At 42.5% G+C, this 25,749-nt stretch carries 24 protein-coding genes; 4 read left to right on the top strand and 20 right to left on the bottom strand.

What is annotated here, in order from left to right; genetic code table 11:
- Window positions 1–61 precede the first annotated feature (61 nt).
- The 15 genes from ON01_RS09220 to ON01_RS09150 form a co-directional block, all read right to left on the bottom strand.
- Entirely contained in the window at window positions 62–934 is an 873-nt protein-coding gene (locus ON01_RS09220) for a 5'-3' exonuclease (RefSeq protein WP_010530747.1), read from the bottom strand.
- The gene (locus ON01_RS09215) at window positions 931–4,569 is read right to left on the bottom strand and encodes a dynamin family protein (RefSeq protein WP_010530746.1); all 3,639 of its coding nucleotides are present in this window, start codon (window positions 4,567–4,569) and stop codon (window positions 931–933) included. Before ON01_RS09215 ends, ON01_RS09220 begins: the two co-directional genes overlap by 4 nt.
- A 126-nt stretch (window positions 4,570–4,695) precedes the next feature.
- Window positions 4,696–5,163 (bottom strand): CBS domain-containing protein, encoded by a 468-nt coding sequence (locus tag ON01_RS09210; protein WP_010530745.1) that lies wholly within the window; start codon window positions 5,161–5,163, stop codon window positions 4,696–4,698.
- Window positions 5,164–5,482: 319 nt separating this feature from the next.
- A complete protein-coding gene (locus tag ON01_RS09205) occupies window positions 5,483–7,012 on the bottom strand; it encodes an acyl-CoA carboxylase subunit beta (protein WP_010530744.1) in 1,530 nt (509 codons plus the stop codon).
- 21 nt (window positions 7,013–7,033) lie between these two features.
- Window positions 7,034–7,825, bottom strand: a complete 792-nt coding sequence (locus tag ON01_RS09200) for an enoyl-CoA hydratase (protein ID WP_425357505.1) — start codon at window positions 7,823–7,825, stop codon at window positions 7,034–7,036.
- Window positions 7,826–7,910: 85 nt separating this feature from the next.
- Window positions 7,911–8,123 carry an acetyl-CoA carboxylase biotin carboxyl carrier protein subunit gene (locus ON01_RS09195; protein WP_010530742.1) on the bottom strand — a complete coding sequence of 71 codons (213 nt, stop codon included), beginning with the start codon at window positions 8,121–8,123 and terminating at the stop codon, window positions 7,911–7,913.
- 12 nt (window positions 8,124–8,135) lie between these two features.
- A complete protein-coding gene (gene accC, locus ON01_RS09190; RefSeq protein WP_010530741.1) occupies window positions 8,136–9,491 on the bottom strand; it encodes an acetyl-CoA carboxylase biotin carboxylase subunit in 1,356 nt (451 codons plus the stop codon).
- A gap of 10 nt (window positions 9,492–9,501) precedes the next feature.
- Window positions 9,502–11,136 (bottom strand): AMP-binding protein, encoded by a 1,635-nt coding sequence (locus tag ON01_RS09185; protein WP_010530740.1) that lies wholly within the window; start codon window positions 11,134–11,136, stop codon window positions 9,502–9,504.
- Window positions 11,137–11,203: 67 nt separating this feature from the next.
- Window positions 11,204–12,346, bottom strand: a complete 1,143-nt coding sequence (locus ON01_RS09180) for an acyl-CoA dehydrogenase family protein (protein WP_010530739.1) — start codon at window positions 12,344–12,346, stop codon at window positions 11,204–11,206.
- A gap of 66 nt (window positions 12,347–12,412) precedes the next feature.
- On the bottom strand, window positions 12,413–13,078 hold the full coding sequence (locus ON01_RS09175; protein WP_010530738.1) for a TetR/AcrR family transcriptional regulator: 666 nt from the start codon (window positions 13,076–13,078) through the stop codon (window positions 12,413–12,415).
- Window positions 13,079–13,168: 90 nt separating this feature from the next.
- On the bottom strand, window positions 13,169–15,610 hold the full coding sequence (gene parC, locus ON01_RS09170) for a DNA topoisomerase IV subunit A (protein WP_010530737.1): 2,442 nt from the start codon (window positions 15,608–15,610) through the stop codon (window positions 13,169–13,171).
- 48 nt (window positions 15,611–15,658) lie between these two features.
- On the bottom strand, window positions 15,659–17,614 hold the full coding sequence (parE, locus tag ON01_RS09165) for a DNA topoisomerase IV subunit B (protein ID WP_010530736.1): 1,956 nt from the start codon (window positions 17,612–17,614) through the stop codon (window positions 15,659–15,661).
- Between the two features lie 323 nt (window positions 17,615–17,937).
- A complete protein-coding gene (locus ON01_RS09160) occupies window positions 17,938–18,351 on the bottom strand; it encodes a CoA-binding protein (protein WP_010530735.1) in 414 nt (137 codons plus the stop codon).
- Between the two features lie 14 nt (window positions 18,352–18,365).
- Window positions 18,366–19,892: an ABC transporter permease/substrate-binding protein gene (locus ON01_RS09155; protein WP_010530734.1), complete on the bottom strand. Its 1,527-nt coding sequence runs from the start codon at window positions 19,890–19,892 to the stop codon at window positions 18,366–18,368.
- Window positions 19,892–20,959, bottom strand: coding sequence for an ABC transporter ATP-binding protein (locus tag ON01_RS09150; RefSeq protein ID WP_010530733.1), 1,068 nt, complete (start codon window positions 20,957–20,959; stop codon window positions 19,892–19,894). The genes ON01_RS09155 and ON01_RS09150 overlap by 1 nt, the downstream gene beginning before the upstream one ends.
- 167 nt (window positions 20,960–21,126) lie before the next feature.
- Between ON01_RS09150 and plsY the strand changes: the two genes are divergently transcribed.
- From plsY to ON01_RS09130, 4 genes are all read left to right on the top strand, one after another.
- The gene (gene plsY, locus ON01_RS09145; protein WP_010530732.1) at window positions 21,127–21,708 is read left to right on the top strand and encodes a glycerol-3-phosphate 1-O-acyltransferase PlsY; all 582 of its coding nucleotides are present in this window, start codon (window positions 21,127–21,129) and stop codon (window positions 21,706–21,708) included.
- 101 nt (window positions 21,709–21,809) lie between these two features.
- Window positions 21,810–22,751, top strand: a complete 942-nt coding sequence (gene folE2 / locus ON01_RS09140) for a GTP cyclohydrolase FolE2 (RefSeq protein WP_010530731.1) — start codon at window positions 21,810–21,812, stop codon at window positions 22,749–22,751.
- An 8-nt stretch (window positions 22,752–22,759) separates the two neighbouring features.
- Complete coding sequence (gene yidD / locus ON01_RS09135) at window positions 22,760–22,990, top strand: membrane protein insertion efficiency factor YidD (protein WP_010530730.1); 231 nt, start codon at window positions 22,760–22,762, stop codon at window positions 22,988–22,990.
- Between the two features lie 126 nt (window positions 22,991–23,116).
- On the top strand, window positions 23,117–23,410 hold the full coding sequence (locus tag ON01_RS09130; protein ID WP_425357504.1) for a HesB/YadR/YfhF family protein: 294 nt from the start codon (window positions 23,117–23,119) through the stop codon (window positions 23,408–23,410).
- A gap of 177 nt (window positions 23,411–23,587) precedes the next feature.
- Here ON01_RS09130 and ON01_RS09125 read toward each other — a convergent pair whose 3' ends face one another.
- The 5 genes from ON01_RS09125 to ON01_RS09110 form a co-directional block, all read right to left on the bottom strand.
- Window positions 23,588–23,887: a hypothetical protein gene (locus ON01_RS09125; protein ID WP_010530728.1), complete on the bottom strand. Its 300-nt coding sequence runs from the start codon at window positions 23,885–23,887 to the stop codon at window positions 23,588–23,590.
- A complete protein-coding gene (locus ON01_RS09120) occupies window positions 23,887–24,312 on the bottom strand; it encodes an acyl-CoA thioesterase (protein WP_010530727.1) in 426 nt (141 codons plus the stop codon). The genes ON01_RS09125 and ON01_RS09120 overlap by 1 nt, the downstream gene beginning before the upstream one ends.
- Before the next feature lie 105 nt (window positions 24,313–24,417).
- Window positions 24,418–24,636 (bottom strand): small acid-soluble spore protein Tlp, encoded by a 219-nt coding sequence (gene tlp / locus ON01_RS09115; RefSeq protein WP_010530726.1) that lies wholly within the window; start codon window positions 24,634–24,636, stop codon window positions 24,418–24,420.
- A gap of 208 nt (window positions 24,637–24,844) precedes the next feature.
- Complete coding sequence (locus ON01_RS18920; protein ID WP_010530725.1) at window positions 24,845–24,997, bottom strand: FbpB family small basic protein; 153 nt, start codon at window positions 24,995–24,997, stop codon at window positions 24,845–24,847.
- Between the two features lie 82 nt (window positions 24,998–25,079).
- Window positions 25,080–25,661, bottom strand: a complete 582-nt coding sequence (locus tag ON01_RS09110) for a TlpA family protein disulfide reductase (RefSeq protein WP_029329069.1) — start codon at window positions 25,659–25,661, stop codon at window positions 25,080–25,082.
- Window positions 25,662–25,749 lie beyond the last annotated feature (88 nt).

The following is a 25,749-nucleotide window of genomic DNA, read 5'->3' as shown; positions in this document are numbered from 1 at the left end:
TTTTTATCAACAAAACCCGGCTCCTACCCCTTGTTTCAGTAAAAGCCAGGTTATGATCTGTTTAATAAATCTGTTTTACTAAATTGCCGAATTCCAGATCTGCAAATTTTCCTTCAACAATCGCTTTATCATATTGCCATAAAGCATTATCCAGTGTGCAGCCGACTGAAATATCGCACTTGATTTCCGCAAGCTTCCTTGATAAATGCAGCATCTCTTGGTTCTCCCGGATTTTCTTTTGCACACCTTTTGGCAGCCTATCCATATTTTCAAGAATTCGGTCAATCGATTCATATTCCTGAATAAGTTTTAATGCTGTTTTTTCACCAATACCTTTCACACCAGGATAGTTATCCGATGTATCGCCCATAAGCCCTTTTAAGTCTACAATTTGTCCCGGACGTATACCTTTCTGTTCCTCAAACGTCTCCTTTTCAAAGACTTTATAGTTTCCAATTCCTTTGCGCATAATGGCTACACGGATGCCATCATCAACGAGCTGTAAAATATCCTGATCGCCGGTTACAATCAGAACATCGTGATCTTTAGCATATTGTCTCGCCAGCGTACCCATGCAATCATCGGCCTCAAAATTCTCCAGCCCGATGTTAGGGATATTGAAAGCTTCCACAACTTCCTTTACGAGATCAAATTGCGGAATCAGCTCTTCCGGCGGCTCTGAACGGTTTGCCTTGTACCCGTCATATATATCAGTGCGAAATGTTTTACTTCCCATATCCCAGCAACAAATAACGTGTGACGGTGCGAATTTATTTGCTGCATCAAGAAAGTACCTCATGAATTGATAAACGCCATTAGTCGGCATGCCGCTCTTGGTTTTCATGAAATTTCCCCGGAATGCCGTGGCAAAATAACCGCGAAAGAGTAACGCCATGCCATCCACCAGCATTATATTATGCTGCTTTGTCGTCATTCTGCTTTCATCTCCTCGTACTCGGTTAAAATTGAAGTCAGTCGTTCATGTTTTCTGCGCAATGTATCCAGATCCATTGATTCATCACTGAACATTTTCAGCTGATTATCAATATGGTTTTCGGCATGCCGAACAATAAATTGTTTCATCGTATTCACCATGTCATTCCATTGATGAATATAAGATGCATGCATTTTTTCGTGATTTTCAGTAATGTAATCATCCGCAAAAGGATATAGTCGTTCAAACAGACCTTCTTTCATACTTTCTTTCTCATTTCTCGCAAAAAATGCCTTTGTCCCGTTAAATTGCTTCAATTCTTTTTCAAATGTCTGTGCGTCAAGGTTTGCAAACGCTTGTTCATAATCAGGTGTCGACAGCTCTGATTCCTCAAAGTCAGGAAGCAGAAAAGCATTGTCGATGCTGCTGCTTTTATTGGTATAGTCAAGGTAAACCTCCTGCTTCAAATTATATATAAATGATTCGATGCGCAGTGAAACAGCCCGTAATTCCTGTAATAGCTCATAGCCGGCGTAATCAAGCAGATTCCATAAACTGTTTTTCAATTGCTGCTTAGCCTCTTTGCCCGATCCTGTGATGGTAGCCGGGTTAAAGGTTTCTTTAAATAAATCATTAAACCGGATCGAGAAGCGCTCAAGCACATAATATAATTGCTTTTTCTGTTTTTGTTTGATTTTCTGCTCATATAAACCAGTATCGATTTCATCAGCCAGCTTTTTCAGCGACGATTGTTTTTCCAGTAACGCCACGCGTGCTTGTTCTTTCTCTTCAGCATTCATCTGAAGAGAATCCAGATACTGCCGCACTGCCTGGTTTGCCCGCTGAATATCCCGTACGGCTGACTGTATGGTAATCGTAGCTAAATCATGATGGATAAAATGATCGAATGCCGATTCAAAAGTTTCCATTTGGTCATTTAACGTTTTGTCATGCCGCTTTTCCTCAAGCGATTGTTTGCTCGAAACAGGAAACAGTCTTGGAAAACGGATGCCTAAAGCCGTCAGCTGCTCTTCAATATATTGCTGCACCATTTGAAGTTCTGATGCGTCCTGTGCAAGATCGGAAGCATTCACGATAAAAAACATTTTATCCAGGTGAAAAGCATCTTTCACCCGTCCTAGCTGCATCAGAAAATCTTTATCAGCACGTGAAAAAGCATGATTATAATAAGTGACATAAAGGATCGCATCAGCATATTTAATATAATCAAACGCGACATTGGTATGTCTGGCATTAATCGAGTCAGCACCGGGGGTGTCGACCAGCGTAATCCCTTCTCTTGTCAATGAACAATCATAATAAAGGTCAACTGATTCCAGGAAACATGCAATTGTTTCATCTGTCACATAAGCGGAAAAATCTTCTAAATAAATGGTCCTTTCCTGACCGATTGCAGCTCTACTGTATTCGTAGCCATTCAAAATAGCAGTCAAGTATGCCTGATGTGTTTTATGCAATTGATCACTCTGATGAATATTACGCTCGGTTATCCAATTCAGTAATTCGTCGAGACTATCCGTTTTGGGCGAAAATTGACTGATCAGTGACGTCAGATCGTTAACGAGCGTTGTCTCATCTTTCATTTTTACGACGACAGTTCCGTGTTTTTTTTGCCCGGTAACCGGATGAATGCGATTAATGACAGCAGTTGTCGGGTTTGGCGCCGATGGGAGAATGTGTTCCCCGATTAAAGCGTTAGCCAGTGATGACTTCCCAGCACTGAATGCTCCAAACAGAGCAATCGTATATGACCGGTTGTTCAGCCTGTCATGTTTCCGTTCCAGGTCATCTATAATGGACTGAAATCCAGGCAAATCTGAAATCGTATCTCTTGTCTTTTCCAGATCAGGCAAAATATGTTGAACCGGATACGCCGGCTTTTCAGCGGGTTGATCATTCGTTTCCACAATGGCAGGTTCATTTGTTTCCCGGACAGGAAATGGCTTTGCCTGTGCGACAGATACCTGTTTTGTTGCTGACAGATCACTTTCCATTTTTGCCCAAATATCTGTTTCCGGCTGTGGTTCAGCTAAGGCTGCATCTACTTTATGAATTTGTTCCTGCAGTTTATTTTTTAACGATTCCTGCGTTTCTTGCTGCTTACGGATTTGCTTCAGGTCATCACGTTCAGATTCATACACAGCAGACTCTTCGGCTATTTCACGGGATATTTCACCATAAACGGAATCCCAGAGTTTCAGTGCTTCCTGTTTATACGATTGTTTTACGTCATGACTAACATCATCGGTATAGCGCAGAACATAGTCGCCGTTCACGGTTGCACCCGATTTGATTAAGGCCTTAAGTGATTCGGCATCATAGGAAATTGATATATTGTGTACCTGCTGTGTCAGTTTCTGATTATAAATCCCATATTCATGAAGCAGATTCAGCAATTTATCCCGGAGTCTCCACTGGACAGATGTTTCGATGTTTTGGTGTAATCCAGTCAAAAAATCGTTCTCCCGTTTATGCCGTTCGTCTTCGGTCTTTTTCTTTGATCCAATTAACCCGACTTTAAAATCGCTCTGCTGGGATTCCAAAAATAATTGGGCTGTATCGCGCAATTTTGCCGGCATCAGGTAGGCATTTTTTAGAGTGGTGTTCAATTCGTTGCGAAAATCTTTCTCCATCTTTTCTGGTAAGCTGCTTAAACGGTCAATTTCAGCATGCAGCTCATCCAATCGCACTGCAGTCTCTGCTGAATCATCTCCGTCCAGCGTTTCCATTTCTGCCATTTCGTCTTCATAAAGCTGATGCAAATAATCCTTATGTTCTGCGATAACCTGATTAATAGACCGCTCGATATTAAGTAGATCATCTCTCTGTGTATCAAGCATTGAAAACAATTCCATTTTAATATCATCTATTTGATTATGGGGCGCATTAGCCTCGATTAAAGAAGAATAATAGATTATTTCCGGGTATATGCCCCATTGATCAAACGTTTGTTTAATTTTTTCGACGAAGTTCCTGAAAGTTAGCTCCTGTTCGTTATGTTTGTCGATTTGATTAATAATCATGTACACAGGTATCCCATAATCCTGCACCTTTTTCAGGAAATGCAAATTAACTTCTGATTGGACATGATTATAATCCATGACATAGAACAGGGCATCCACAAGGTGTAATGACGATTGGGTAATCAATCGATCTGCATCATCTGCGGCATCTATGCCGGGGGTATCGATAATTGTGCATCCATCAGGCAAAACAGCCTCTTTTGTGCTTATCTCGATTTCTTTAATACTGCCTTTACGTTTCGCATAATCCTTTATGAGATCGATATCATACGGTTCTTCATATTCAAGTACTGTTCCGTCATCCGTATAGACACGTGCAGAGCCTTTTCCGGAGTTTATTTTAACGACATTTGCACTCGTTGGAATCGGACTTTTCGGCAGGATTGATTGACCCAAAAGATGATTGATCATTGAGGACTTACCGGCGGAAAAATGACCGGCAAAACTGATTATAAATTCCTGCTCATTCAATTTTTGATAGATTTGCAGCAGCTTATCAGCGCTTTTAGTATCTCGATTTTCGTTCATCGCCTCATAAAGGCCCGCCAAATGCTGCTGCGTGATATGAGTCTGTTTTTCTTTTGTTATCATCACGCTGTTCGTTTCCCTTCCATCAAAGCACTTCTCATAGTATTATAGCAAAGCATCATTGCCTGCGTCGACACTTCACACGCTTAATGGTTGTTAAATGAACCGGGCATTACTGGTAGATAAACGTTAATCATCTGTTTCAGCAATTACTTTATTATAAACGGACCGGATAATATCACCGCGGCTTACAACCCCAACGACCTTGTTCGATGCATCAACAACCGGTATTTTTTTAAAATGATAACGGGATAATAGTGATAACGCTTCTTCTATTTCATCATCGGGATGCACGGCATATACATTCTTTTTCACAATTTCTGAAGAGTGATGTTCAATACTGGTTTCTATTTTATTCCGCAATCCTTCTTTTTCAGTGATAAATACCATGGAAAAAGCATCGTAAATTGTCCGGCCATCCGGCTGCAGATAACGGATGACATCACCATCACTGATCATCCCGATCAGACGGGCGTTTTCATCAACCACCGGTACACCGCCGATTTTATGTTCGACAAGTGTTTTCAAAAGATCTTTAATTTTAATGTCTTCCTGAACGGAAATAACATCGGTAATCATAAAGTCCTGAATCTTCATTGCTGTCACCTCTTCGTATATAGAGTACCCACATATGACATATCAGAGCATTAACTATTGCAGTTACCTTTATCATATCATATTCCATTTTTTTAGGTTAATATTCAAAACGAATTAATTTACATAATATTATTATGGTTTACTAAAGGCGGATAATAACCGGAATATTTAAACCACCGCTACGGAAAAATACTTCGCTACTATAGATAAAAACCCTTTTACTGTAAAAATCCGAACGATGATTGGCAAACTCACCGAAAAGTTTGAGTCATCGTTCGGATTTTTCTTTCATGAACACTTTTGTCTCAGTATCTTGATACTACACAGGATATACACCATGTTTGCGATCTGTGAATGTTGTATTTTTTGCTTCGTATATCTTATACCGTTTGATCAGATCGTGGCGCAAATCCTCCGGGTCTACAATGGCGTCAATGACCATTTCTGAGGCTAAACGGTAAATATCAATGTTATCTTTATATTCTTCCTGTTTTTCTTTTATAAATTGAGGGCGCTCCTCTTCCGGTAATTCCGCTATTTTATTGGCATAGACAGCGTTAACAGCTGCTTCAGGCCCCATGACGGCAATTTGGGCTGTCGGAAGGGCCAGACAGGCATCAGGCTCGAACGCTGGGCCGGCCATGGCATAAAGTCCCGCACCATAGGCCTTGCGTACAACGACTGAGATTTTCGGTACAGTGGCCTCACTCATCATTGCCAGCATCTTGGCGCCGTGGCGGATAATGCCTGCTTGTTCCACCTTTGTACCAATCATGAAACCCGGAATATCCATTAGGAAAAGCAGCGGGATATTAAACGCATCACATAATTGAATGAACTTGGCACCCTTATCCGCCGAATCAGGAAATAATACACCACCCTTCATGCGCGGCTGATTGGCAATTATACCGACTGATTTACCATTTATTCTCGAAAGTCCGGTGATTAATTCAGGGGCGAATTTTTTCTTAACCTCGCAAAAGCTGTTTTCATCAATAATCCGTTCGATAAAATCATGCATATTGAACGGGGAATTCTGGTTTTCCGGAATAAGTTCCGTTATCGATTTTTCAAATGCTTTAACGTCTTTCGGCTCAGCGCCGGCCGGTTGATGTCTGAAATTTGCCGGAAAATAGTCAAGATAGTTGCGTGTGTAAGTGATGGCTTCTTCCTCGGATTTCACCAGCACATCACCTACACCGGAAACCGAGCAGTGCATATTGGCACCCCCCATTTCCTCAAGACTGACTTTTTCTCCAATCACTTTTTCAGCCATCCTTGGCGAGCCAAGGTACATGGAAGCATTGCCATCAACCATAACAACAATGTCACAGAACGCCGGTATGTAAGCGCCTCCTGCCGCTGACGGGCCAAAAAGCAGACAAACTTGCGGTACCCGGCCGGATAATTTGATCTGATTATGAAAAATACGGCCTGCACCGCGGCGCCCCGGGAACATTTCAACCTGGTCCGTAATGCGTGCACCAGCAGAATCCACCAGATAAAGCATCGGGATTTCCAGCTTTGCTGCTGTTTCCTGAATACGAACAATTTTTTCCACTGTCCGTTTGCCCCAGGAACCCGCTTTTACTGTGGAGTCATTTGCCATAACGCAGACATCCTGGCCATTGACCCGGCCTATTCCTGTAACGACACCATCTGAAGGCAAATCGCCATCCATATAATTTGCAAAAAAGGCATCTTCTATATCGATGTCTTCATCAAACAATAGTTCAAGCCGTTTCCGAACAAACAATTTTCCTTTTTCTTCATTCTTTCGGTGGTACTTTTCCTGTCCGCCTTGTTTAATCGTTTCCACGCGATGTTTAAAATCTTCAGTAGAACTCATTTTTCTTCCTCCCTGCTTCGGTTACTTGCCCTGGTAAACAGGTTTTCGTTTTTCTTTAAATGCATACAGTCCTTCAAGCCGATCGTCTGTCGATACTGTTTCTTTATAGCATAAGTGCTCAATTGACAAGCCTGTTGTTATATCAGTCTGCAAACCCTTATTTATGGCCAATTTTGCCTGGCGGAGTGCAACAGGTCCGTTTTTTACTATCGACTGTACCATGTCAATGGCTTCCTGCAGCAAATCATCTGATGTCGCAACTTGTTCGGCAATACCTAATTGGAAAGCCTCTTCAGCTAAAATAGGTTTTGCTGAAAAAATAAGCCGTTTGGCCTGGCCTGCACCGATTAACCGTGGCAGCCGCTGGGTCCCACCTGCTCCGGGTATAATAGCCAAAGATGTTTCAGTCAGTCCCAACTTGACGTGGTCAGCAGCAATTCTGATATCACAGGCCAGAGCAAGCTCCAATCCGCCTCCAAAAGCAGCACCATTAATGGCTGCTATAACAGGCATTTTCATATTTTCAATGTTTGCTGCAGTCCTTCCGATATACTGAACAGCCTCGACTACCTGATCTTCTGTCATGCCTTTGCGTTCCTTGAGATCCGCTCCGGCACAGAAGGCCTTTTCGCCTGAGGCAGTAATGATGGTGCACCGGATTGAATTGTCTTCATTAATCTTTTGGACAAGTTCGTTTAATTCATCGAGCAGCCTTTTTGACATCGCATTCATCGCTTCCGGCCGGTTCAACGTTAGGACAGCGATGTGCTCTTCTTTTATATCATAGTTTATAAGTGATGCCACATTGACCATCTCCTTTCATGGCATTCAAGCTGAAAGTACTGATCAGACAGCCGTTCCAGATCCCCAGAAGGGACTGGAACAAACAGAAGCCTCATCATTCAATGATCGCAATCACGTCTCCCTCATTGACAAAATCACCTTCTGCAACTTTTAATTCCTTGACGGTACCATCCACTTCAGATGCAATCGGTATTTCCATTTTCATAGATTCCAGAATAACGACGTCCTGATCTAATTCTACTTTTCCACCTTCATCCACCGTAATTTTCCATACATTGCCTGCCATAGATGCTTTAATTTCTGTCATATTAACAACCTCCTAATTTGTTTGAATCATTGGCAAATAATATGTCTCGACAAATGCTGTTGTCGTATTCCCATTTTTGAATTGCGCGTGATCAGCCACTGTTTTCAGCATTGGGATATTGGTTTTAATGCCTTCAACTTTATAAGTTGACAATGCCTCCTTTAACAGGGAAATGGCTTCGCTCCGATCAGCCCCTTTAACAATCAGTTTGCCGATCATCGGATCATAATATGGTGTGACATCATAATCGTCTGTCACAGCAGCTTCATTACGGATATGCTCACCCTCAGGCAATTCAAACGCCGAAATGTGACCCGGAGATGGAAAAAACGTTTCCGGATCTTCTGCATAAATCCGTACTTCAATGGCGTGACCATCCATTTTGACATCCGATTGCCTGATTGAAAGTTCTTTACCCTCAGCAATGCGGATTTGTTGTTCAACAATATCCAGTCCGGTTATTTCCTCTGTGACCGGGTGCTCCACCTGAATGCGTGTATTCATCTCAAGAAAATAGAAATTTTCCTGTTCGTCCACAAGAAACTCAATCGTTCCGGCGCTGACATATCCAAGCGCTTTAGCTGCTTTGACAGCAGTCTCCCCCATTCTTTGCCTTGTTTCATCTGATATGATTGGTGATGGCGCTTCTTCCACTACTTTTTGATTTCGGCGCTGAATGGAACACTCCCGTTCGAACAAATGAATGGCATTACCATGGTTATCTGCCAGGAGCTGTATTTCGATATGACGGGCATCATCCAATTTTTTCTCCATAAACATGGCACCGTCACCAAAAAATGTCCGGGCACGTTTGGAATTGCTTTCAAATGCTTTTGTTAATTCCTGATCGGTATTAACAACCTGCATGCCAATTCCGCCACCGCCCGCAGACGCTTTGAGCATAATCGGATACCCGATGTCACGGGCAATTTCAATAGCTTCATCAGACGATGCAACGGCTCCGTCTGTTCCCGGAACAACAGGAACACCGGCTTTTTCCATAGCTTCCCTGGCAGCAATTTTGCTTCCCATTTTTTCCATCACATCACCAGAAGGGCCGATAAATCGAATTCCCGACTGCTCGCATTTTTCGGCAAACGCTCCGTTTTCGCTTAAAAAGCCATAGCCTGGATGGATCGCATCCACATTGGCCTCTTTGGCAATCGAAATGATTTTCTCCACATGAAGATAGCTATCCTGAACACGCGGAGGCCCCAGTAAAAAGCTCTCATCAGCCATCGTTACAAATGGTGCTTTCTGGTCAGCTTCGGAATAAACAGCAACAGTATCAATATTCAGCTTTTTACATGTACGGATAACCCGAGCGGCAATTTCACCCCGGTTGGCTATCAAAATTTTATTTATCATCGAATCCCCCCTATTGCCTTACTTCCGCAACGGCTTGTTCCCTCAATTTAAATTTCTGAATTTTACCGCTTGCGGTCATTGGATATTCAGCGGTAAATTTAATGTATTTGGGAATTTTATGTCTTGAAATATTTCCTTCGCAGAATGATCTGATATCCTCTTCTGTTGCATTTGACCAATCTTTTAGGATAATCCAGGCCATCAGTTCTTCCCCGTATTTTTTATCGGGGATCCCTACTACCTGGACATCAAGAACATCCGGATGCTGATAAAGGAATTTCTCGACTTCCCGTGGATAAATATTTTCGCCGCCGCGAATGATCATATCTTTCATACGACCCGTAATCTGGAAATAACCATTCTCATCCATCACTGCCAGATCACCGGTATGCAACCAGCCATCCCTGTCGATTGCCGCATCTGTCGCTTCCTGATTGTTATAATAACCTTTCATGACATGATAGCCTCGCGTGCACAATTCACCTGGCTCACCCTGTACCTGTTCTTGCTCAGTTCCCGGTACGATGATTTTAACCTCCACGTTCGGATGGACTTTTCCGACAGTTGTTGCCTTCACTTCAACAGGATCGTCCGTTCTTGTCTGGAGAAAAACAGGGGATGATTCTGTCTGGCCATAAGCTATCGTAATTTCGGTCGCACCCATTTTATTCATCACATCTTTCATCACTTCAATCGGACACGTCGATCCCGCCATAATTCCTGTCCGCAGATGTGAAAAATCGTACGTTGAAAAATTGGGATGATTTAACTCCGCTATAAACATCGTCGGAACACCGTGCAATCCCGTACATTTTTCTTCTGATACAGCTTTCATCACTTTTTCAGGATCGAATTGCTCTAAAAGCACCATTGTTGTTCCTTTTGAGACAGCTGCCAATATACCCAGTACGCAGCCGAAGCAATGGAAAAATGGCACCGGTATGCACAGCCTATCTTCATGAGTCAGCTTCATACAGTCAGCAATCTGATTGCCGTTATTTACAATATTATGATGTGTCAGCATTACACCTTTCGGGAAACCGGTAGTCCCTGACGTATATTGCATGTTGATGACTTCTTTAGAATCCAGGGACGCTTTGCGCTGTCCCAATTCCTCATCAGAAACGGTTTTGCCTTTTTCCATAACATCATTCCAAGTATAGGCATTTGCATAATCATCATCACTCAGCACGATAATGTTTTTCAGAAAGGGCAGTTTTTCTGACTTCAATATGCCTTTTACAGACTGGTCGAATTCCGGGCAAATTTGTCTTAAAATGTCAATATATGATGTTCCTTTATATGTTTCTGCCAAAATAAGAGTCGTCGATTCGGACTGTTTCAGCAAATATTCAAGTTCTTTTGCCTGGTAATTGGTGTTTACGGTAACGAGCACTGCCCCCATTTTGCCCGTTGCAAACTGTGATGTGATCCATTCAGGTTTATTGTCTGCCCAAATAGCAACGTTTTCGCCCTTTTCAATCCCCAACGACATAAATCCTTTTGCCGCCTGATTGACCATCTCATTGAATTCCTGATACGTTTTACGTAGATTCAGTTCTGGATAGACAACTGCTTCATAATCCGGATACAAATTCACCTGCTTTTCCAACAACTCGCCAATTGTATGGTTAAGTAATGTCATGAACTGTCTCCCCTCATTTAGTTAACCGCTCACATAGTCCGATATTTTTGCATGCCTTTATCGATTATCAGCACCCCAATTGTCTTGCGATTACCATCCGCTGAACCTCAGATGTGCCTTCTCCTATTTCAAGCAGTTTTGCATCACGCAAATATCTCTCCACTTCGTATTCCCGCATATAGCCATAGCCGCCGTGAATCTGAATGGCCTGATTCGCAGCCCGGAAGGCTGTTTCCGTTGCATAAAGCTTGGCGTATGCTGCTTCTTTTGAAAACGGCTTATCCTGGTCTTTCAGCCACGCTGCCTTATACACAATATTTCGTGCAAGTTCTACTTCCATAGCCATATCTGCAAGCTTAAATTGAATCGCCTGAAAATCGGAAATCGGTTTATTGAATTGTTTGCGCCCTTTCGCGTAGTTAAGCGCTTTATCGAGTGAGGCCTGAGCAATTCCGAGACCAAGCGATGCAATGGATATTCTGCCCCCGTCCAGCGTATACAGAAATTGCTTAAACCCTTTTTTCGGATCACCGAGCAGATTTTCTTTCGGTACCCGGACATTATTCAGCACAATTTCAGCTGTGTCTGAGCCGCGTACCCCCATTTTATCGTAGTTGCTGGTAATGGTTAGACCCTCAGTGCCCGTTGGTACAATGATAGCAGAGATAATATTTTTGCCCCGTTCGTTTTGTCCGGTTACAGCAGTGACAATAATTGTTTTGGCATAACTGGCATTGGTGATGAAACATTTCTCGCCATTAATGATATAATCATCGCCGTCTTCCTCTGCTGTTGTTTTGGTGCCCCCAGCATCCGAACCAGCATTTGGCTCGGTCAGACCGAATGAGCCAAGCGCCTTTCCTTCTGCCATTGGCATCAGATATTTTTCTTTCTGCTCTTCGGTGCCAAAATAATAGATTGGGCTCGCGCCAAGTGAGACAGTTGCTGCAAAACTGAGCCCGGTGCTGCCGCATACTCTGCCAACCTCCTCCACCGCGATGGCATAGGAGAGCGTGTCACCGCCGGACCCGCCGTACTTTTCGGGAAATGGAATGCCCAGTATACCGAGCTCCCCCATTTGTTCGAAAATATCGAGCGGAAAACGCCCTTCTTTATCGATCTCAATGGCCCTTGGTTTAATGACATCCTCTGCAAAATCACGTACCATTTTCTGAATCATCGTCTGTTCTTTCGTCAGTTCAAAATTCATGTTATCCCCCCTTTAATCATTACACTAAAGACCGACTGGTTGGTCTGTATCGGTCATAAAAAAACGCTACAAGTAGAAATCCTCCTTGACGCTCTTAATCAGCAAATCTTGATATGTATTCCCCGAAATTGAATCCGTTTTCAATACTGCGCGTAATATTAAATCAACATAAATTGATCCAATTTCGTCAATCGTTTTTGCACCGGAATACTTATACCATTTGTATGTCCAGTTGACCATCCCCAGTATCGCCATGGCCGTTATGTCAACTGACAGATCCTCGCGAAATTCACCGGCTTCCTTACCTTCTCTCAATGCATTCAGCAAAACCTGTTTAAACTGATCCCGTTTTTTCTTGATACGAGTCTCGTATTCGGATTTTAAGTAAATATTTTCCTGGTAAAAAACCGAAATGTGGGGTTTGTAAAGACCGAACGTCTTCACAAAATCTTTGATGATTGCCTGCAGCTTTTCAGTCGGGTCAGAAAAGGTTTCAGTTGCAATCGTTGCCTTTTGTAATACATACGTAATGAACTCATCATGAATAACATACAGTAATTCGTCTTTGCTGGTGAAATGATGATAAAAACCTCCCTTGGAAGTTCCCGTTTCATCGACAATCTGATTGACTGTGACACCGTGAAAGCCATATTCTTCAAATAAAATCAGAGCTTCATCAATAATTTTTTTTCGTAAATCCGTTCTGAACCCTCCCTTCCTACTTACAATCAAATCATATCATATTTTTCTGAAAACCAAAAGAAAATATTTTGTAATAAATTAGCAGGCAGATCGACTATATGACTGCCTGCTAAAGAACGATTATTCTTCAAATGGTTTTTGATAAACGGGGTCTTTCCATACTTCGGCAACTTCACCCTGATTGTCACTGTCAATGACAAATGAACCATTGCTGTAACGGTCACTGGTTGACAGTTCCAGCGGGAATAAATGGTGTGTGCCGCCCTTGTTTGTCCTGAAATAAATCGTATCATTTTCATCTATCATGTAGAAACCTTTTAGGCGGTGGGCTTTTGTTTTTAATTCACGCAGCATGGTCAGGCCCCGCTTGGCCCGGCTGGATTTCTCAAATTGATTCAGTTTCATCCGTTTTGCTGCACCGCGCTGCGTTACTACGACAATAGAAGGTTCGGCTAATTCATCAAACACTTGACCATTAACAACATATTCATCGTCTTTCAGCATAACGGCTTTAACACCTGTTGCACGCTGACCGACTACGGATATTTCCGACTCATGATACCACAGGCCAAACCCTTTATTGGAAGCAACAAACACATCACAGTGCCCATTTGTCTGAAATACATCAATCACTTCATCATCGCCCTTGAGATTCAAAGCTATCAGCGCTTTCGAATAACGCTGAGCCTTATACAAAGATAATTCACTGCGTTTAACCATGCCATTTCTGGTAAAGAAAACAAGATACTGTCCTTCTTCAAACGTGCGTATCGGTATGCTTTGGATAATGCGTTCATCTTTATCAATCGATACGATATTGGATATATGCTGACCGATATCTTTCCATCTGATATCTGGCAGTTCATGGACAGGAAGATAAATGTATTTGCCTTTATTGGTAAACAACAGGATATGATCTGTGGTATTCAGCTCGAATAGCCCGACCAAATGGTCATCTTCTTTTATCCCCGGGTCCTCACCGTTCGATGCACCATAAGACCGGGTGCTTGTCCTTTTGACATACCCGTCTTTTGTTGCCGATACAACAACATCTTCGCTTGCCACAGTCACTTCGATGTTAAACGTCAGTTCTTCAATATCCTCTTCAATCACCGTTCGCCGTTCATCAGCAAAGGATTTCCTGATTTTCTTTAATTCTTTTTTGATATGCTGCATGAGCTTTTTCTCACTTGACAGCAATGTGTCATATTCATTGATCCGCTTATTTAAATCCTCTGCTTCCTGTTCCAGTGAGGTGACATCGGTGTTTGTCAGCCGGTATAACTGCAGCGTGACAATCGCTTCTGCCTGTGCTTCCGTGAAATCATATTTGGCAATGATCCGTTTTTTGGCATCCTGTTTATCCTGTGAGGCACGGATCGTTGCAATCAACTCATCTAAAATGGAAACCGCTTTTATCAGGCCTTCCACAATATGTGCACGATCTTTTGCTTTATTTAAGTCGTAAGCCGTCTGTCTTGTTACGACTTCTTTCTGGTGTGTTATATAGGAATCAAGAATCTGCGGCAATGATAATAGCTTTGGCGTTTTATCCTGGATTGCAACCATGTTGAAGTTATACGTCACTTGCAGGTCTGTATTTTTATACAGATAATTTAAAATACCCTCACTGTTCGCCTCTTTTTTCAGTTCAATCACAATCCGAAGCCCCGTACGATCTGTCTCGTCCCTGACTTCGGCAATCCCTTCTACTTTGCGATCGATGCGCAGTTCATCCATTTTCTTGACCATGTTTGCCTTATTGACGTCATACGGAATTTCATCGATTACAATCTGCTGCCGGCCGCCCCGGATATCTTCAACAACTGCCCTGCCACGGACGACTACTTTTCCCTTTCCGGTTTCATACGCTTGCCGGATGCCATCGACACCCTGAATAATCCCGCCAGTTGGAAAGTCGGGACCGTTTATAACCTCCATTAATTTATCCACGGTTACTGAAGGTTTGTCAATTTTCATAATGACCGCATCAACGACCTCTGCCAGATTATGCGGCGGTATATCGGTTGCATAACCTGCCGATATACCAGTTGATCCATTGACAAGCAGGTTTGGAAATTTAGCTGGCAGAACGATCGGTTCGCTAATCGTATCATCAAAATTTGGTATAAAATCGACTGTATCTTTCCCAATATCACGGAGCATTTCAGAAGCAATACTTGATAACCTTGCTTCGGTATAACGCATTGCTGCAGGTGGGTCCCCGTCAATGCTTCCATTATTTCCGTGCATTTCCACCAGGCTGCTGCGAACTTTCCAGTCCTGGCTCAGGCGGACCATCGCGTCATACACCGAACTATCTCCGTGCGGGTGATAATTCCCGATAACGGTACCGACCGTTTTGGCTGCTTTACGGAAATTTTTATCGTGTGTATTTTTTTCTTCATTCATCGCATATAATATTCTGCGCTGAACGGGTTTCAATCCATCCCGTGCATCCGGGAGAGCCCGTTCCTGAATAATGTATTTACTGTATCTTCCAAAACGGTCACCCAACACTTCTTCAAGTGGAAGGTCCAAATAATTTTCAGCTTGTGCCAAACCAATTCCCCCTATAACGGCGTTGCATCATGTCTCCGAACAAGTTTGCTATTGCGATTGGATTTTATCGTTTTCCAATATATTTGCATCATCAGCCATCCCGAATTCAACATGGCCTTCAATCCATTTTCTCCGCGGTTCCACTTTATCGCCCATTAATGTCGTTACGCGTCTTTCAGCACGGGCCAGGTCATCAATCGTCACCCTAATCAGCGTTCTCGTTTCCGGGTCCATTGTCGTTTCCCACAGCTGATCGGCATTCATTTCACCAAGGCCTTTGTAGCGTTGAATGATATAACCATTTTTGAATTCCTCAATTGTCTTTTTCATTTCATCATCATTCCATGCGTACACGGTTTTCGCTTTTTGGCCTTTCCCTTTGGTTATTTTATAAAGCGGTGGCAGGGCGATATAAACCATCCCTGCTTCAACGAGCGGCCGCATATATCGGTAGAAAAAGGTCAAAAGCAATACCTGGATATGAGCGCCATCCGTGTCAGCATCGGTCATAATGACAATCTTATCATATTGCGAATCTTTTAAGTCAAAATCACCGCCGACACCCGCACCGATGGTATGAATGATTGTGGAAATTTCTTCATTTTTTAAAATGTCCTGAATCTTAGCTTTTTCGGTATTGATAACTTTTCCACGCAACGGCAATATTGCCTGAAATTTACGATCACGTCCTTGCTTGGCTGAACCTCCTGCAGAATCACCCTCCACAAGATACAGCTCATTTTTCTTCGGATTTTTCGATTGTGCTGGCGTCAGTTTACCGCTTAATAACGTATCTTTTCGCTTCTTCTTTTTGCCGGACCTCGATTCTTCTCTTGCTTTCCTTGCAGCTTCGCGAGCTTCTTTAGCTTTCATTGCTTTACGGATCAGCATTCCGGCAGCATCCGGATTCTCCTCAAGGAAGTAGGACAGTTTTTCAGATACGACAGAATCGACAACAGAGCGTGCTTCTGGTGTCCCAAGCTTATCTTTTGTCTGCCCCTCAAATTGCAGCATTTCTTCCGGAATACGCACCGATATGATGGCCGTGAACCCTTCCCGGATATCTGATCCTTCCAGATTTTTATCCTTGTCTTTAAGGTATGTATTTCTTCTGGCGTAATCATTAAAAATTCGGGTAACAGCAGTACGTGCACCTGATTCATGCGTTCCGCCATCCTTTGTCCGCACATGATTCACAAACGACAGGATGCTTTCAGCGAACCCATCATTAAACTGAAAGGCAAAGTCAACCTCAATGCCCTGCTGCTCTCCTTCGAACGAAACAACCGGATGCAACGTATCTTTTTCTTCATTCAGATATGTCACAAACGACTCCAGACCATCCGGAAATTGGTACGCTTCTTTTAACGCATTTCGCTCATCCGTTAATTGGATTTTTAACCCTTTTAATAAGAATGCTGCCTCTCTTAACCGTTCAGATAACGTCTCAAAATTATAATCGGTTACCGTGAAAATGGCAGGATCCGGTTTAAAATGAATGACCGTTCCTTTTTTACTGGTTTTCCCCACCTTTTCCAGGGAGCTGACAGGTTTGCCGCCATTTTCAAATCGCTGATGATATTTATGACCATCGCGGAAAATGGTTACCTCCAGCCACTCAGATAGTCCATTGACAACAGATGCACCTACGCCGTGCAGTCCACCGCTCGTTTTATAGCCGCCCTGTCCAAACTTTCCGCCGGCATGCAAGACAGTAAAAATCACCTCTGTTGTTGGTTTGCCGCTGGAGTGGACCCCTGTTGGAATTCCGCGTCCCGAATCTTCCACGGAAATACTGTTATCCTCATGAATGGTTACTTTAATAACGGATCCATACCCGGCCAGTGCCTCATCGACGGCATTATCCACAATCTCAAAGACAAGATGGTGTAATCCTCGCTGATCAGTACTGCCTATATACATCCCGGGTCTTTTTCTTACTGCATCAAGACCTTCCAGTACTTGAATCGAATCATCCGTATATTGTAAAGACTCTTTAGCCATGCAGCCCGTCTCCTCTCTTTCTTTATAAGGATACATGTTCTCCTATGATAATTTCAATAATAGAACAAACGTTTCCAAATGTAAAATACCTTCCGTAATTTTGATTGAATTATACCTATATTACCTTAAAACACGCTTATTAGTATACTATAATTTCAACTTAATATTTGAAATCCCGGCTTGTCGCTTAGAAAACTTGGCTTATCGCCAAGCTTTTATGGCGAAAGCCTTAGTTGCACTTATGCAGTAAGAAAGTATTTATACCTTCTTAACTGCCAAAAAAAGAATGACCATGAAAGGCCATTCCGTAATTTTTATAAACATCAGACGAGGACTGAGTGAGCAACCTTAATACACATATCCATTATAACAGTAAATTCGCGCTCCTGCAGATAACCATATGCCTCCTGACTGACAAGGCCCTGCTGAGCCCAGAATACGCGGCAATCGGTCTGTGCCGCTTCTTTTGCGATTGCCGGCAGAAATTCGGAGCGCCGGAACACATTAATAATGTCAATGTTTTCCTCGATCTCTGTCAGTGTGTCATATGCCTTCTCCCCCAGTACTTCATCGACTTTGGGGTTTACCGGGATGATTGTATATCCCTGTTCCTGCATAATTTTTGAAATTTGATAGGACGTGCGTTCGGTATTATCAGACAAGCCTACAACTGCAATTGTTTTTGCTGATTCCAAAATCTCCTTTACAGCCTCATTTGATGGATTTTCCCACGTCATTCGTTAATCCTCCTTTAGTCTTCGAGCAAACCTTCTTCCTTCAGAAACTCACGGGCAACATCTGCAGGATCCCGATTTTCATAATCAACTTGATAATTCATCTGACGCATCTGTTCATCCGTTATTTTGCCGCCGAGCTGATTCAATATGCCTTCCAGCTCAGGGTATTTCTCCAATGTATCCTCACGCATCAGCGGTGCACCCTGATATGGCGGGAATAGATTTTTCGGATCATTCAGTGTTACCAGGTTCATTTCAACCATGTAACTGTCTGTTGCATAGGCGTCTATAACATCAACTTCACCATTTGCCAGTGCATCCTGCCGAATCCCCGGCTCCATTGTCCGGACATTGGCGAGCTCCAGATTATAAAGGTCCTGCATACCAACATAACCATCATACCGGTCTTTGAATTCCAGTGTGAAGCCCGCGGTAATATCATTCTCAATCCGCTTTAAATCACCGATTGATTCGAGATTATGCTCTTCAGCCAATTCCTGTTTTGTCACAACAGCATAGGTATTGTTGAATGCCATCGGTTCTAACATAACCATACCATATTGTTCCTGCATTCCCTGTCTTGCCTGCTCATAGACTTCACTTTTTTTATTACTTTCAGCTTCCTGTTCTAAATGCGTAACGATCGCTGTACCAGTGAATTCAGGATAAATATCAATACTCCCGTTTTTTAATGCACTGAAAACGAATGCTGTTTTTCCCAGGCCGGGCTCTAGCTCAACCGACAAATCGGTTTCTTCCTCAATCAGAAGCTTGTACATGTTAATCAGAATGGCCGGTTCAGAGCCGAGTTTACCACCTATTGTCAGATCAGCCTGCTTGGCAGGGGAAAAGAAAAATGGTGATGCAACAATTAATACCGCAATACAAAGCATCGCGATAAGCGACTTAAACCCCGCACGTTTGGAAAGCCGCTCAAGTCCGCGTAAAACAAAATCCAGAAAAATTGCGAGTAATGCAGCGGGAATGGCACCCAGTAAAATAAGATTCAAGTCTGCTCCGCGGTCGATGCCCAAAAGAATAAGCTCGCCTAAGCCACCGGCGCCGATTAAAGCGGCGATGGTCGTTGTACCCACGATCAGAACCATAGAGGTCCGTATGCCTGCCATAATAACCGGCATGGCAATCGGGAGTTCAACTTTTGTCAATCGCTTAACGGAATTCATTCCCATCCCTGTAGCTGCCTCTTTTAAAGCCGGTTCAACTTCATTAATCCCGGTGTAGGTGTTTCTCAAAATGGGCAAAAGCCCGTATACTGTCAGGGCAATAATGGCAGGTGTTGTGCCGATTCCGAAAAAAGGAATTAAAAATGCCAGAACAGCCAAACTCGGAATCGTCTGCATAATGGCAGACAGGCCAATAATCGGTTCGGCTATCCGCTGATATCTGGTCAGTATAAGTCCAAGAGGTACCGCAATTATAACCGCAATGATTAATGACAGCAAAGAGACTTGCAAATGTTCCCAGATAGTTTCCAACAGCATATCCTGCCTGTTCTGAAAAACGGAAATGAATTCTTCCATTACTGGATCACCCCGTCTTTCGCGGCAGTTTCACGTCTGAGATACGAGAGAACATCTTTATAAGTCAATGTTCCGACAAGCCGGTCTTGTTTTAAAACAGGATATACTTCCTGGTGACCCTTCTGTAATTCATCAGTCGCCTTATAAAGCGGCATGTTGTTTTTAAGCACTATAAAGTCATCAGCCAGCTGTCCGTTTACAAGGGCCGAAACAAACTTGTCATCCTCATCCTTGATGATAAATGTCCCCTGTTCCGTGTAGTCGCCTTTATCATATGCCGCTTTTGTTATCACACGGGAGTCTACATCACCGGCTACAACATCAATCGCTGTTTGCCATGGTGATTTGCGTTCCCCGATAAAATCCTTCACAAATGTCGTTTCAGGGTGCAAAACTAATTGCTGGGGTGTGTCTACTTGAATGATCCGCCCCTCTTTCATAAGGCAAACCTTATCACCAAGTGCCAGCGCCTCGTCAATATCATGCGTCACAAAAACAATCGTTTTCCTAATTTCCTGATGCAGCTTTTTAATATCATGCTGCAATTGTTCACGGCTTATCGGATCCAGTGCGCTGAATGGCTCATCCATCAATATAATATCCGGATCAGCGGCCAGTGCACGGATAACCCCAACCCGCTGTTGTTCCCCGCCTGATAGTTCGCTCGGTCTGCGATGCATGTAAGTCGATGAATTGAGACCTACCATCTCAAGCAATTCTTCACTTCTTTCACGGATTTCTTTCCGCTTCCACTTTTTCATTTCGGGGACGACTGCAATATTTTCTTCAATGGTCATATGGGGAAACAACGCGATTTGCTGAAGAACATAACCGATATTCCAGCGTAGTTCATGAATATTATAATCATTAATATTCGTACCGTTTATGTATATCGTACCTGCTGTCGGTTCAATCAGACGGTTAATCATTTTCATTGTCGTTGTTTTGCCGCAGCCGCTTGGGCCGATCAATGTAACTAATTCGCCTTCATTGATTTTTAGGGAAAAATCGTTGATAGCTTTTGTGCCATCGGGATAGGTTTTTTTGACATCACTGAATTGGATCATCTAGATTCGTCCTTTCCACAATTTTTATTTCGACATGATTTCACATTACCCTTAACAATCATTATAAAAACGAATTTGCCGCATAACAATCAATAAAGGTTCTTTAAACCATTACTTCATGGTAAAATGGGACAAAGCCAAATAAGTGTTGGAAAGTGGGAAACGTTATGGAATTTTTAGTATTTGCGGTTATCGCATATTTATTGGGATCCATCCCCTCAGGCGTGATTGTTGGCAAGCTCGGTTACAATATAGATATCCGAGAGCATGGAAGTGGCAATCTCGGCGCTACGAATACATTCCGGATTTTAGGTGTAAAAGCCGGTATCATTGTAACATTGGCGGATATTCTTAAAGGGACCCTGGCAACGGCTCTTCCTATGTTTTTTGATGTGGAAGTGTTCAGGCTTGGAATCGGATTATTTGCTGTTCTTGGTCATACGTACCCGCTATTTGCAAAATTCAATGGAGGTAAAGCTGTCGCGACATCAGGCGGGATAATTCTAGGCATCAACCCGGTACTTTTCGCAGTCATGATTATGTCTTTTCTTGTCACATTGTATTTTTCCAAGTATGTTTCCCTTTCGTCCCTGGTTACCGGCGTTATTGCAGTAATTGTTTCCGTCATATTCCAGGATTGGGGGCTGGTCATCGTAACAGCAGCACTAACTATCTTTGTATTTTACCGTCATCGTGAAAACATAAAACGGATTAAAAACAAGACCGAACCTAAAATAAAATGGATGTAGACCACGAAGCATTACATAAAGCCAATAAATTGAATCTTTACTTGGACATTTAGTATACTATGATAGTAACAGCTACAAATTGGAAGGGGTCACAGATCGTTATGGACAAAGCTAAGATAATTACAAAGAAACAGTTACCGGATAAAGCCGAACGTCATAAACTATTTGGTTCTGTCGAGCCCGGTCCCAGAACAAAACCCAGTGAAAAAAGCAAAATGGCTGATTTACAGAATACACGAAAAGACTTTTTATTTGACCTCGATGCGGTAGGAATAACTAATGTGAAACATCCGATTACCGTAACAAGCAATATGGAACCCAAAACACAAACGACTATCGCAACATTTGAATTCACATCCAGTATTGATAAATCGAGCAAAGGCACCAATATGAGCCGTTTTACCGAACAGCTTCAGGAATTTCACCAAAAAGGTTTCGTCATTAACTTAAAAACACTTAAGTCATTTACGAAAGATCTTGCCGAACGTCTGAACCAAAAGGATGCCGAAATTAGGGTGAGTTTCCCATGGTTTTATGAACGAAGCGGCCCTCAGTCGGGGCTTTCCGGCATGAATCATGCGGATGTCTCAATCGAGGTCAATTATGACAAGATCGCAGGATTCACTGTCAATGCTTCACTGTCCTCACTAATCACGACACTTTGTCCCTGTTCAAAGGAGATCAGTGAATACAGTGCTCATAATCAGCGCGGAGAAGTTACAATGACTGTATCTCTAGCGGAGGACTTTGATGATGACACCGCAGATTGGAAGGAATTAGTGCTGGAAGCAGCCGAAAGTAATGCCAGTGCCAGATTACACCCTGTTTTAAAACGACCTGATGAGAAGATGGTAACGGAGCAAGCATATGAAAACCCGCGCTTTGTTGAAGACCTGGCACGCCTGGTTGCCGCGGATTTATATGAAATACCGTTTGTCACCAAGTTCCAGGTGCAGTGCCGGAATGAGGAATCGATTCATATGCATGATGCCGTCGCTTCGATTACGTATGACAAGGTAACGGATGAAAATCTGGAAGGATAATCGTCATTATGAAATATATCTTTATCGGCCTGATAAAATTTTATCAAAAAGCGATCAGCCCATTTAAACCACCAACCTGCCGATTTTTTCCAACATGTTCAGAGTATGGACTGGAGGCATTTCGTCGTTTTGGGTTCTTTAAAGGCGGATATCTGACCATCCGGCGAGTCAGTAAATGCCACCCCTTTCATGAGGGTGGCGTTGATTTAGTTCCGGATAAACGGGTACATGATAAATAACGTGATACTTCATTCAGTGGGTCGCTCTTTCCCACTGGATGCTAGTTGATCATAATCGAGGATTTTTGGGGTAGTTAGCCGCCGTTTTCTGACCATTATATTCGGGATAACGATATCTAGGGAGAAGTGATCGTATTGAGTCTGAGTATAACGCATGAGGCCGCTGATTGGTATAAAAAAGAATTTGATATAGATGATCAATCCTATCTGCGTTTTTTCGTCAGGTACGGGTTTGGAGGGCAAATCCCAGGATTTTCATTAGGCGTCGGTTATGATGTTCCAGATAATATGTTTGCTTCCAGCAACGTCAATGGGATAATGTTTTTTATCGAGAATAAAGATGCATGGTATTTCGATGGAAAAGATCTGACGATTCAGCTTGATGACACAACCAGGGAACCGAAATTTATCTACAGCTAGAAAGAGCTTGAGACAAAAGTATTTAAGGCAAAGAAAAATCCGAACGATGATTCAATCCTTCAGTTAGATTCCGAATCAGTTCGGATTTTTTAGTGAAATGAGTTTCTGCGTAAGCCAGCGCATTATTTTTCCGCAGCGATGGTTTATACGTATACTAACATTAAAGAAAGATTCGGTTTATAATCCGAACCTGTTTATTTGTTCCCACTGCCTTTCTTTTCTTAGAATGCTTGCCTGCCTTTCCCCGAACAGATCAAAATGCGGATGAACCCTATCCATATGAATCCATGCTGGGTCTAAATTGTGGTGCTCTCCCCAGGCGGATAGTTTCTTCAAATCACTGCATCCTACTTTTGTAACGGTGTCACATCCTGGAAAGCGGTCATCAATCCAATAGTGTGTTAAAAAACTGATATGGCCGTGTTCGACATCGGCTTTCCACTTAATTAACTCGTTCCGATCAATTCCAAACGCCATCAGGATTCCCCGTTCACTTGCTTTAAGTAAATCTGATGCCATTCGGGAAAGGCTTTACGCAATGATAACGGCCGGAACGAGTCCTTGTTGACAATCACGTGTTTTGTCGTGCCGCTTACCGCTAATTCCCCGTTTTCCTTTATGATCTTATAAGCATAAACTGTCCTGAGGCCGTCATATTCGTCAATCCACGTTTCAACGATTGCTTTCTCACCGTAATGGACAGGATTTTTAAAGCTTATTTGGGCATCAACAACCGGCGAGACAATATTGTTTTTCTCCATATCAGTATATATAAGACCAAGACTTTCAATGTATTTTGTTCGGCCAATTTCAAACCAGACGAGATAATTAGCATGATAAACAACGCCCATCTGATCTGTTTCCTGATATCTTACTTCAATTGGTGTATGTGTTTTGTGCAATCTGTCTTCCCCCTGTATAAAGTTAGTATGTAGAATATTTTATCATACTTTTAAGTCTTAAAGGGGAAACCTCAAACCATTTGATACATGGTTTGAGGTTTCAGGCTATCGTTTTGCTTCATCTTTAATTTCCTGCCGCATACCTTCAATGGCTTGCTCACGGCGCTTATTCTTATCCTTTATTTCTTCTTTTTCTTCACCAGAAGAGTGTTTCATGGTATCATGTGCCTCTTCTATATTTTGGATCGTATCCTGAACCATATTTTGCAGTTTCTCGACATTATCACTGCGATCATCCGGTTTAGGTTTGTATTTATCAGTCATATTTGGTCTCCTTTTCAAAATTGATGTCACCCTCAACGGGTGTCTCTAACTAAATTTTTTGCTGAAATCATGATAATATGCAAAAGTTCTTAAACCCGCGATTGACAAACACCGCAACAAACCAAATCAAGCAACATGGTTTACCGCAATCCTTAAATGTACTAACTGCACAAAAAAATCCTGTCCAGGTTGGGACGGACAGGATTGTTTACTCAGCACGCTTCTCGTTTAAAGACTTCTGCATTTTCTTTTCCATATTTTGTTCGAACTTTTCCAAAAACGACTCATCCTGTAAAATTTGTCTGCGATTTTCTTTGACAAGTTCATCAAATGAGAGTCTCTTCTTTAAAGAAATGGTCATCAACTCCTCTTTTAGAAGTAGTATTACCATTTCTTTGAAAATTTATCACATATTTGCCAAATATTGGCGGATATAACATAGATTACGTTAACTTGTTCATCATTTCCACCATATAATCATAATCCATCGGGCCAAGCTTTGGCGGCTGTTGGACTTTTCCATCCGTACCAATGAAATACGTGGTTGGAACATTATAAATGGAATACTCATCTTGGATCTCTGAATTTTTATCCAAAGGTATGGGGTATGTATACCCGTTCTTTTCAACATATTCCCGGACAGTTTTTATGCCTGAATCACTGCCGGTTAAATTAACGGCAACTACCTTAATCTGATCGCCATATTCCTCATGAAACTTTTGCATTTCAGGCATTTCCTCTTTACATGGACCGCACCAGGACGCCCAAAAATTCAATATGACCTTTTGTCCGCGTAAATCGGACAATTGGAATGTTTCACCCGAAAGTGTTTCTACCTTAAAATCCGGTGCGTAATGACCGGTTTCAATCCCCGTTTCACCTGGTGGTACAATTCCGGCACCTTTCTGGTTACCTTCCTCCGGGTTTACGTTTGTAGCCTGCTCTTCTCCTATGTCTAGCAGGCTGACAACCGTCATACCAATCAAGAATACAAGTAATCCTATTCCCAGTATTCGTTTGATCATCTGATTCACCTTACTTTGTGACATTTATAATTAAATCGTATAGATATTTCATCAATATGTAAAGCTAAAGAGATAATTGTCAAAGGTT

Source organism: Lentibacillus jeotgali (genome assembly GCF_000224785.1).
Taxonomy (GTDB): domain Bacteria; phylum Bacillota; class Bacilli; order Bacillales; family Amphibacillaceae; genus Lentibacillus; species Lentibacillus jeotgali.
The sequence above is the reverse complement of the archived record's forward strand: the minus strand, read 5'-3'. Positions and strand labels throughout refer to the sequence as shown.

Excerpts from the sequence above, each read along its gene's own strand:
- ON01_RS09110 (WP_029329069.1), bottom strand. The coding sequence starts at position 25,661 with ATGATCAAACGAATACTGGGAATAGGATTACTTGTATTCTTGATTGGT.
- ON01_RS09125 (WP_010530728.1), bottom strand. The coding sequence starts at position 23,887 with ATGGCGTTTGGAATTGATCGGAACGAGTTAATTAAGTGGAAAGCCGAT.
- ON01_RS09150 (WP_010530733.1), bottom strand. The coding sequence starts at position 20,959 with ATGATCCAATTCAGTGATGTCAAAAAAACCTATCCCGATGGCACAAAA.
- ON01_RS09205 (WP_010530744.1), bottom strand. The coding sequence starts at position 7,012 with ATGAGTTCTACTGAAGATTTTAAACATCGCGTGGAAACGATTAAACAA.
- ON01_RS09185 (WP_010530740.1), bottom strand. The coding sequence starts at position 11,136 with ATGACATTACTTAACCATACAATTGGCGAGTTGTTGGAAAAGCAGGTG.
- ON01_RS09215 (WP_010530746.1), bottom strand. The coding sequence starts at position 4,569 with ATGATAACAAAAGAAAAACAGACTCATATCACGCAGCAGCATTTGGCG.
- accC (WP_010530741.1), bottom strand. The coding sequence starts at position 9,491 with ATGATAAATAAAATTTTGATAGCCAACCGGGGTGAAATTGCCGCTCGG.
- parE (WP_010530736.1), bottom strand. The coding sequence starts at position 17,614 with ATGGCTAAAGAGTCTTTACAATATACGGATGATTCGATTCAAGTACTG.
- ON01_RS09210 (WP_010530745.1), bottom strand. The coding sequence starts at position 5,163 with ATGAAGATTCAGGACTTTATGATTACCGATGTTATTTCCGTTCAGGAA.
- ON01_RS09160 (WP_010530735.1), bottom strand. The coding sequence starts at position 18,351 with ATGACGTGGGAAAATCCATCAAATGAGGCTGTAAAGGAGATTTTGGAA.
- ON01_RS09180 (WP_010530739.1), bottom strand. The coding sequence starts at position 12,346 with ATGAATTTTGAACTGACGAAAGAACAGACGATGATTCAGAAAATGGTA.
- tlp (WP_010530726.1), bottom strand. The coding sequence starts at position 24,636 with ATGACTGATAAATACAAACCTAAACCGGATGATCGCAGTGATAATGTC.
- ON01_RS09200 (WP_425357505.1), bottom strand. The coding sequence starts at position 7,825 with ATGGTCAATGTGGCATCACTTATAAACTATGATATAAAAGAAGAGCAC.
- ON01_RS18920 (WP_010530725.1), bottom strand. The coding sequence starts at position 24,997 with ATGACCATTTCTTTAAAGAAGAGACTCTCATTTGATGAACTTGTCAAA.
- yidD (WP_010530730.1), top strand. The coding sequence starts at position 22,760 with ATGAAATATATCTTTATCGGCCTGATAAAATTTTATCAAAAAGCGATC.
- ON01_RS09195 (WP_010530742.1), bottom strand. The coding sequence starts at position 8,123 with ATGACAGAAATTAAAGCATCTATGGCAGGCAATGTATGGAAAATTACG.
- ON01_RS09220 (WP_010530747.1), bottom strand. The coding sequence starts at position 934 with ATGACGACAAAGCAGCATAATATAATGCTGGTGGATGGCATGGCGTTA.
- folE2 (WP_010530731.1), top strand. The coding sequence starts at position 21,810 with ATGGACAAAGCTAAGATAATTACAAAGAAACAGTTACCGGATAAAGCC.
- ON01_RS09155 (WP_010530734.1), bottom strand. The coding sequence starts at position 19,892 with ATGGAAGAATTCATTTCCGTTTTTCAGAACAGGCAGGATATGCTGTTG.
- plsY (WP_010530732.1), top strand. The coding sequence starts at position 21,127 with ATGGAATTTTTAGTATTTGCGGTTATCGCATATTTATTGGGATCCATC.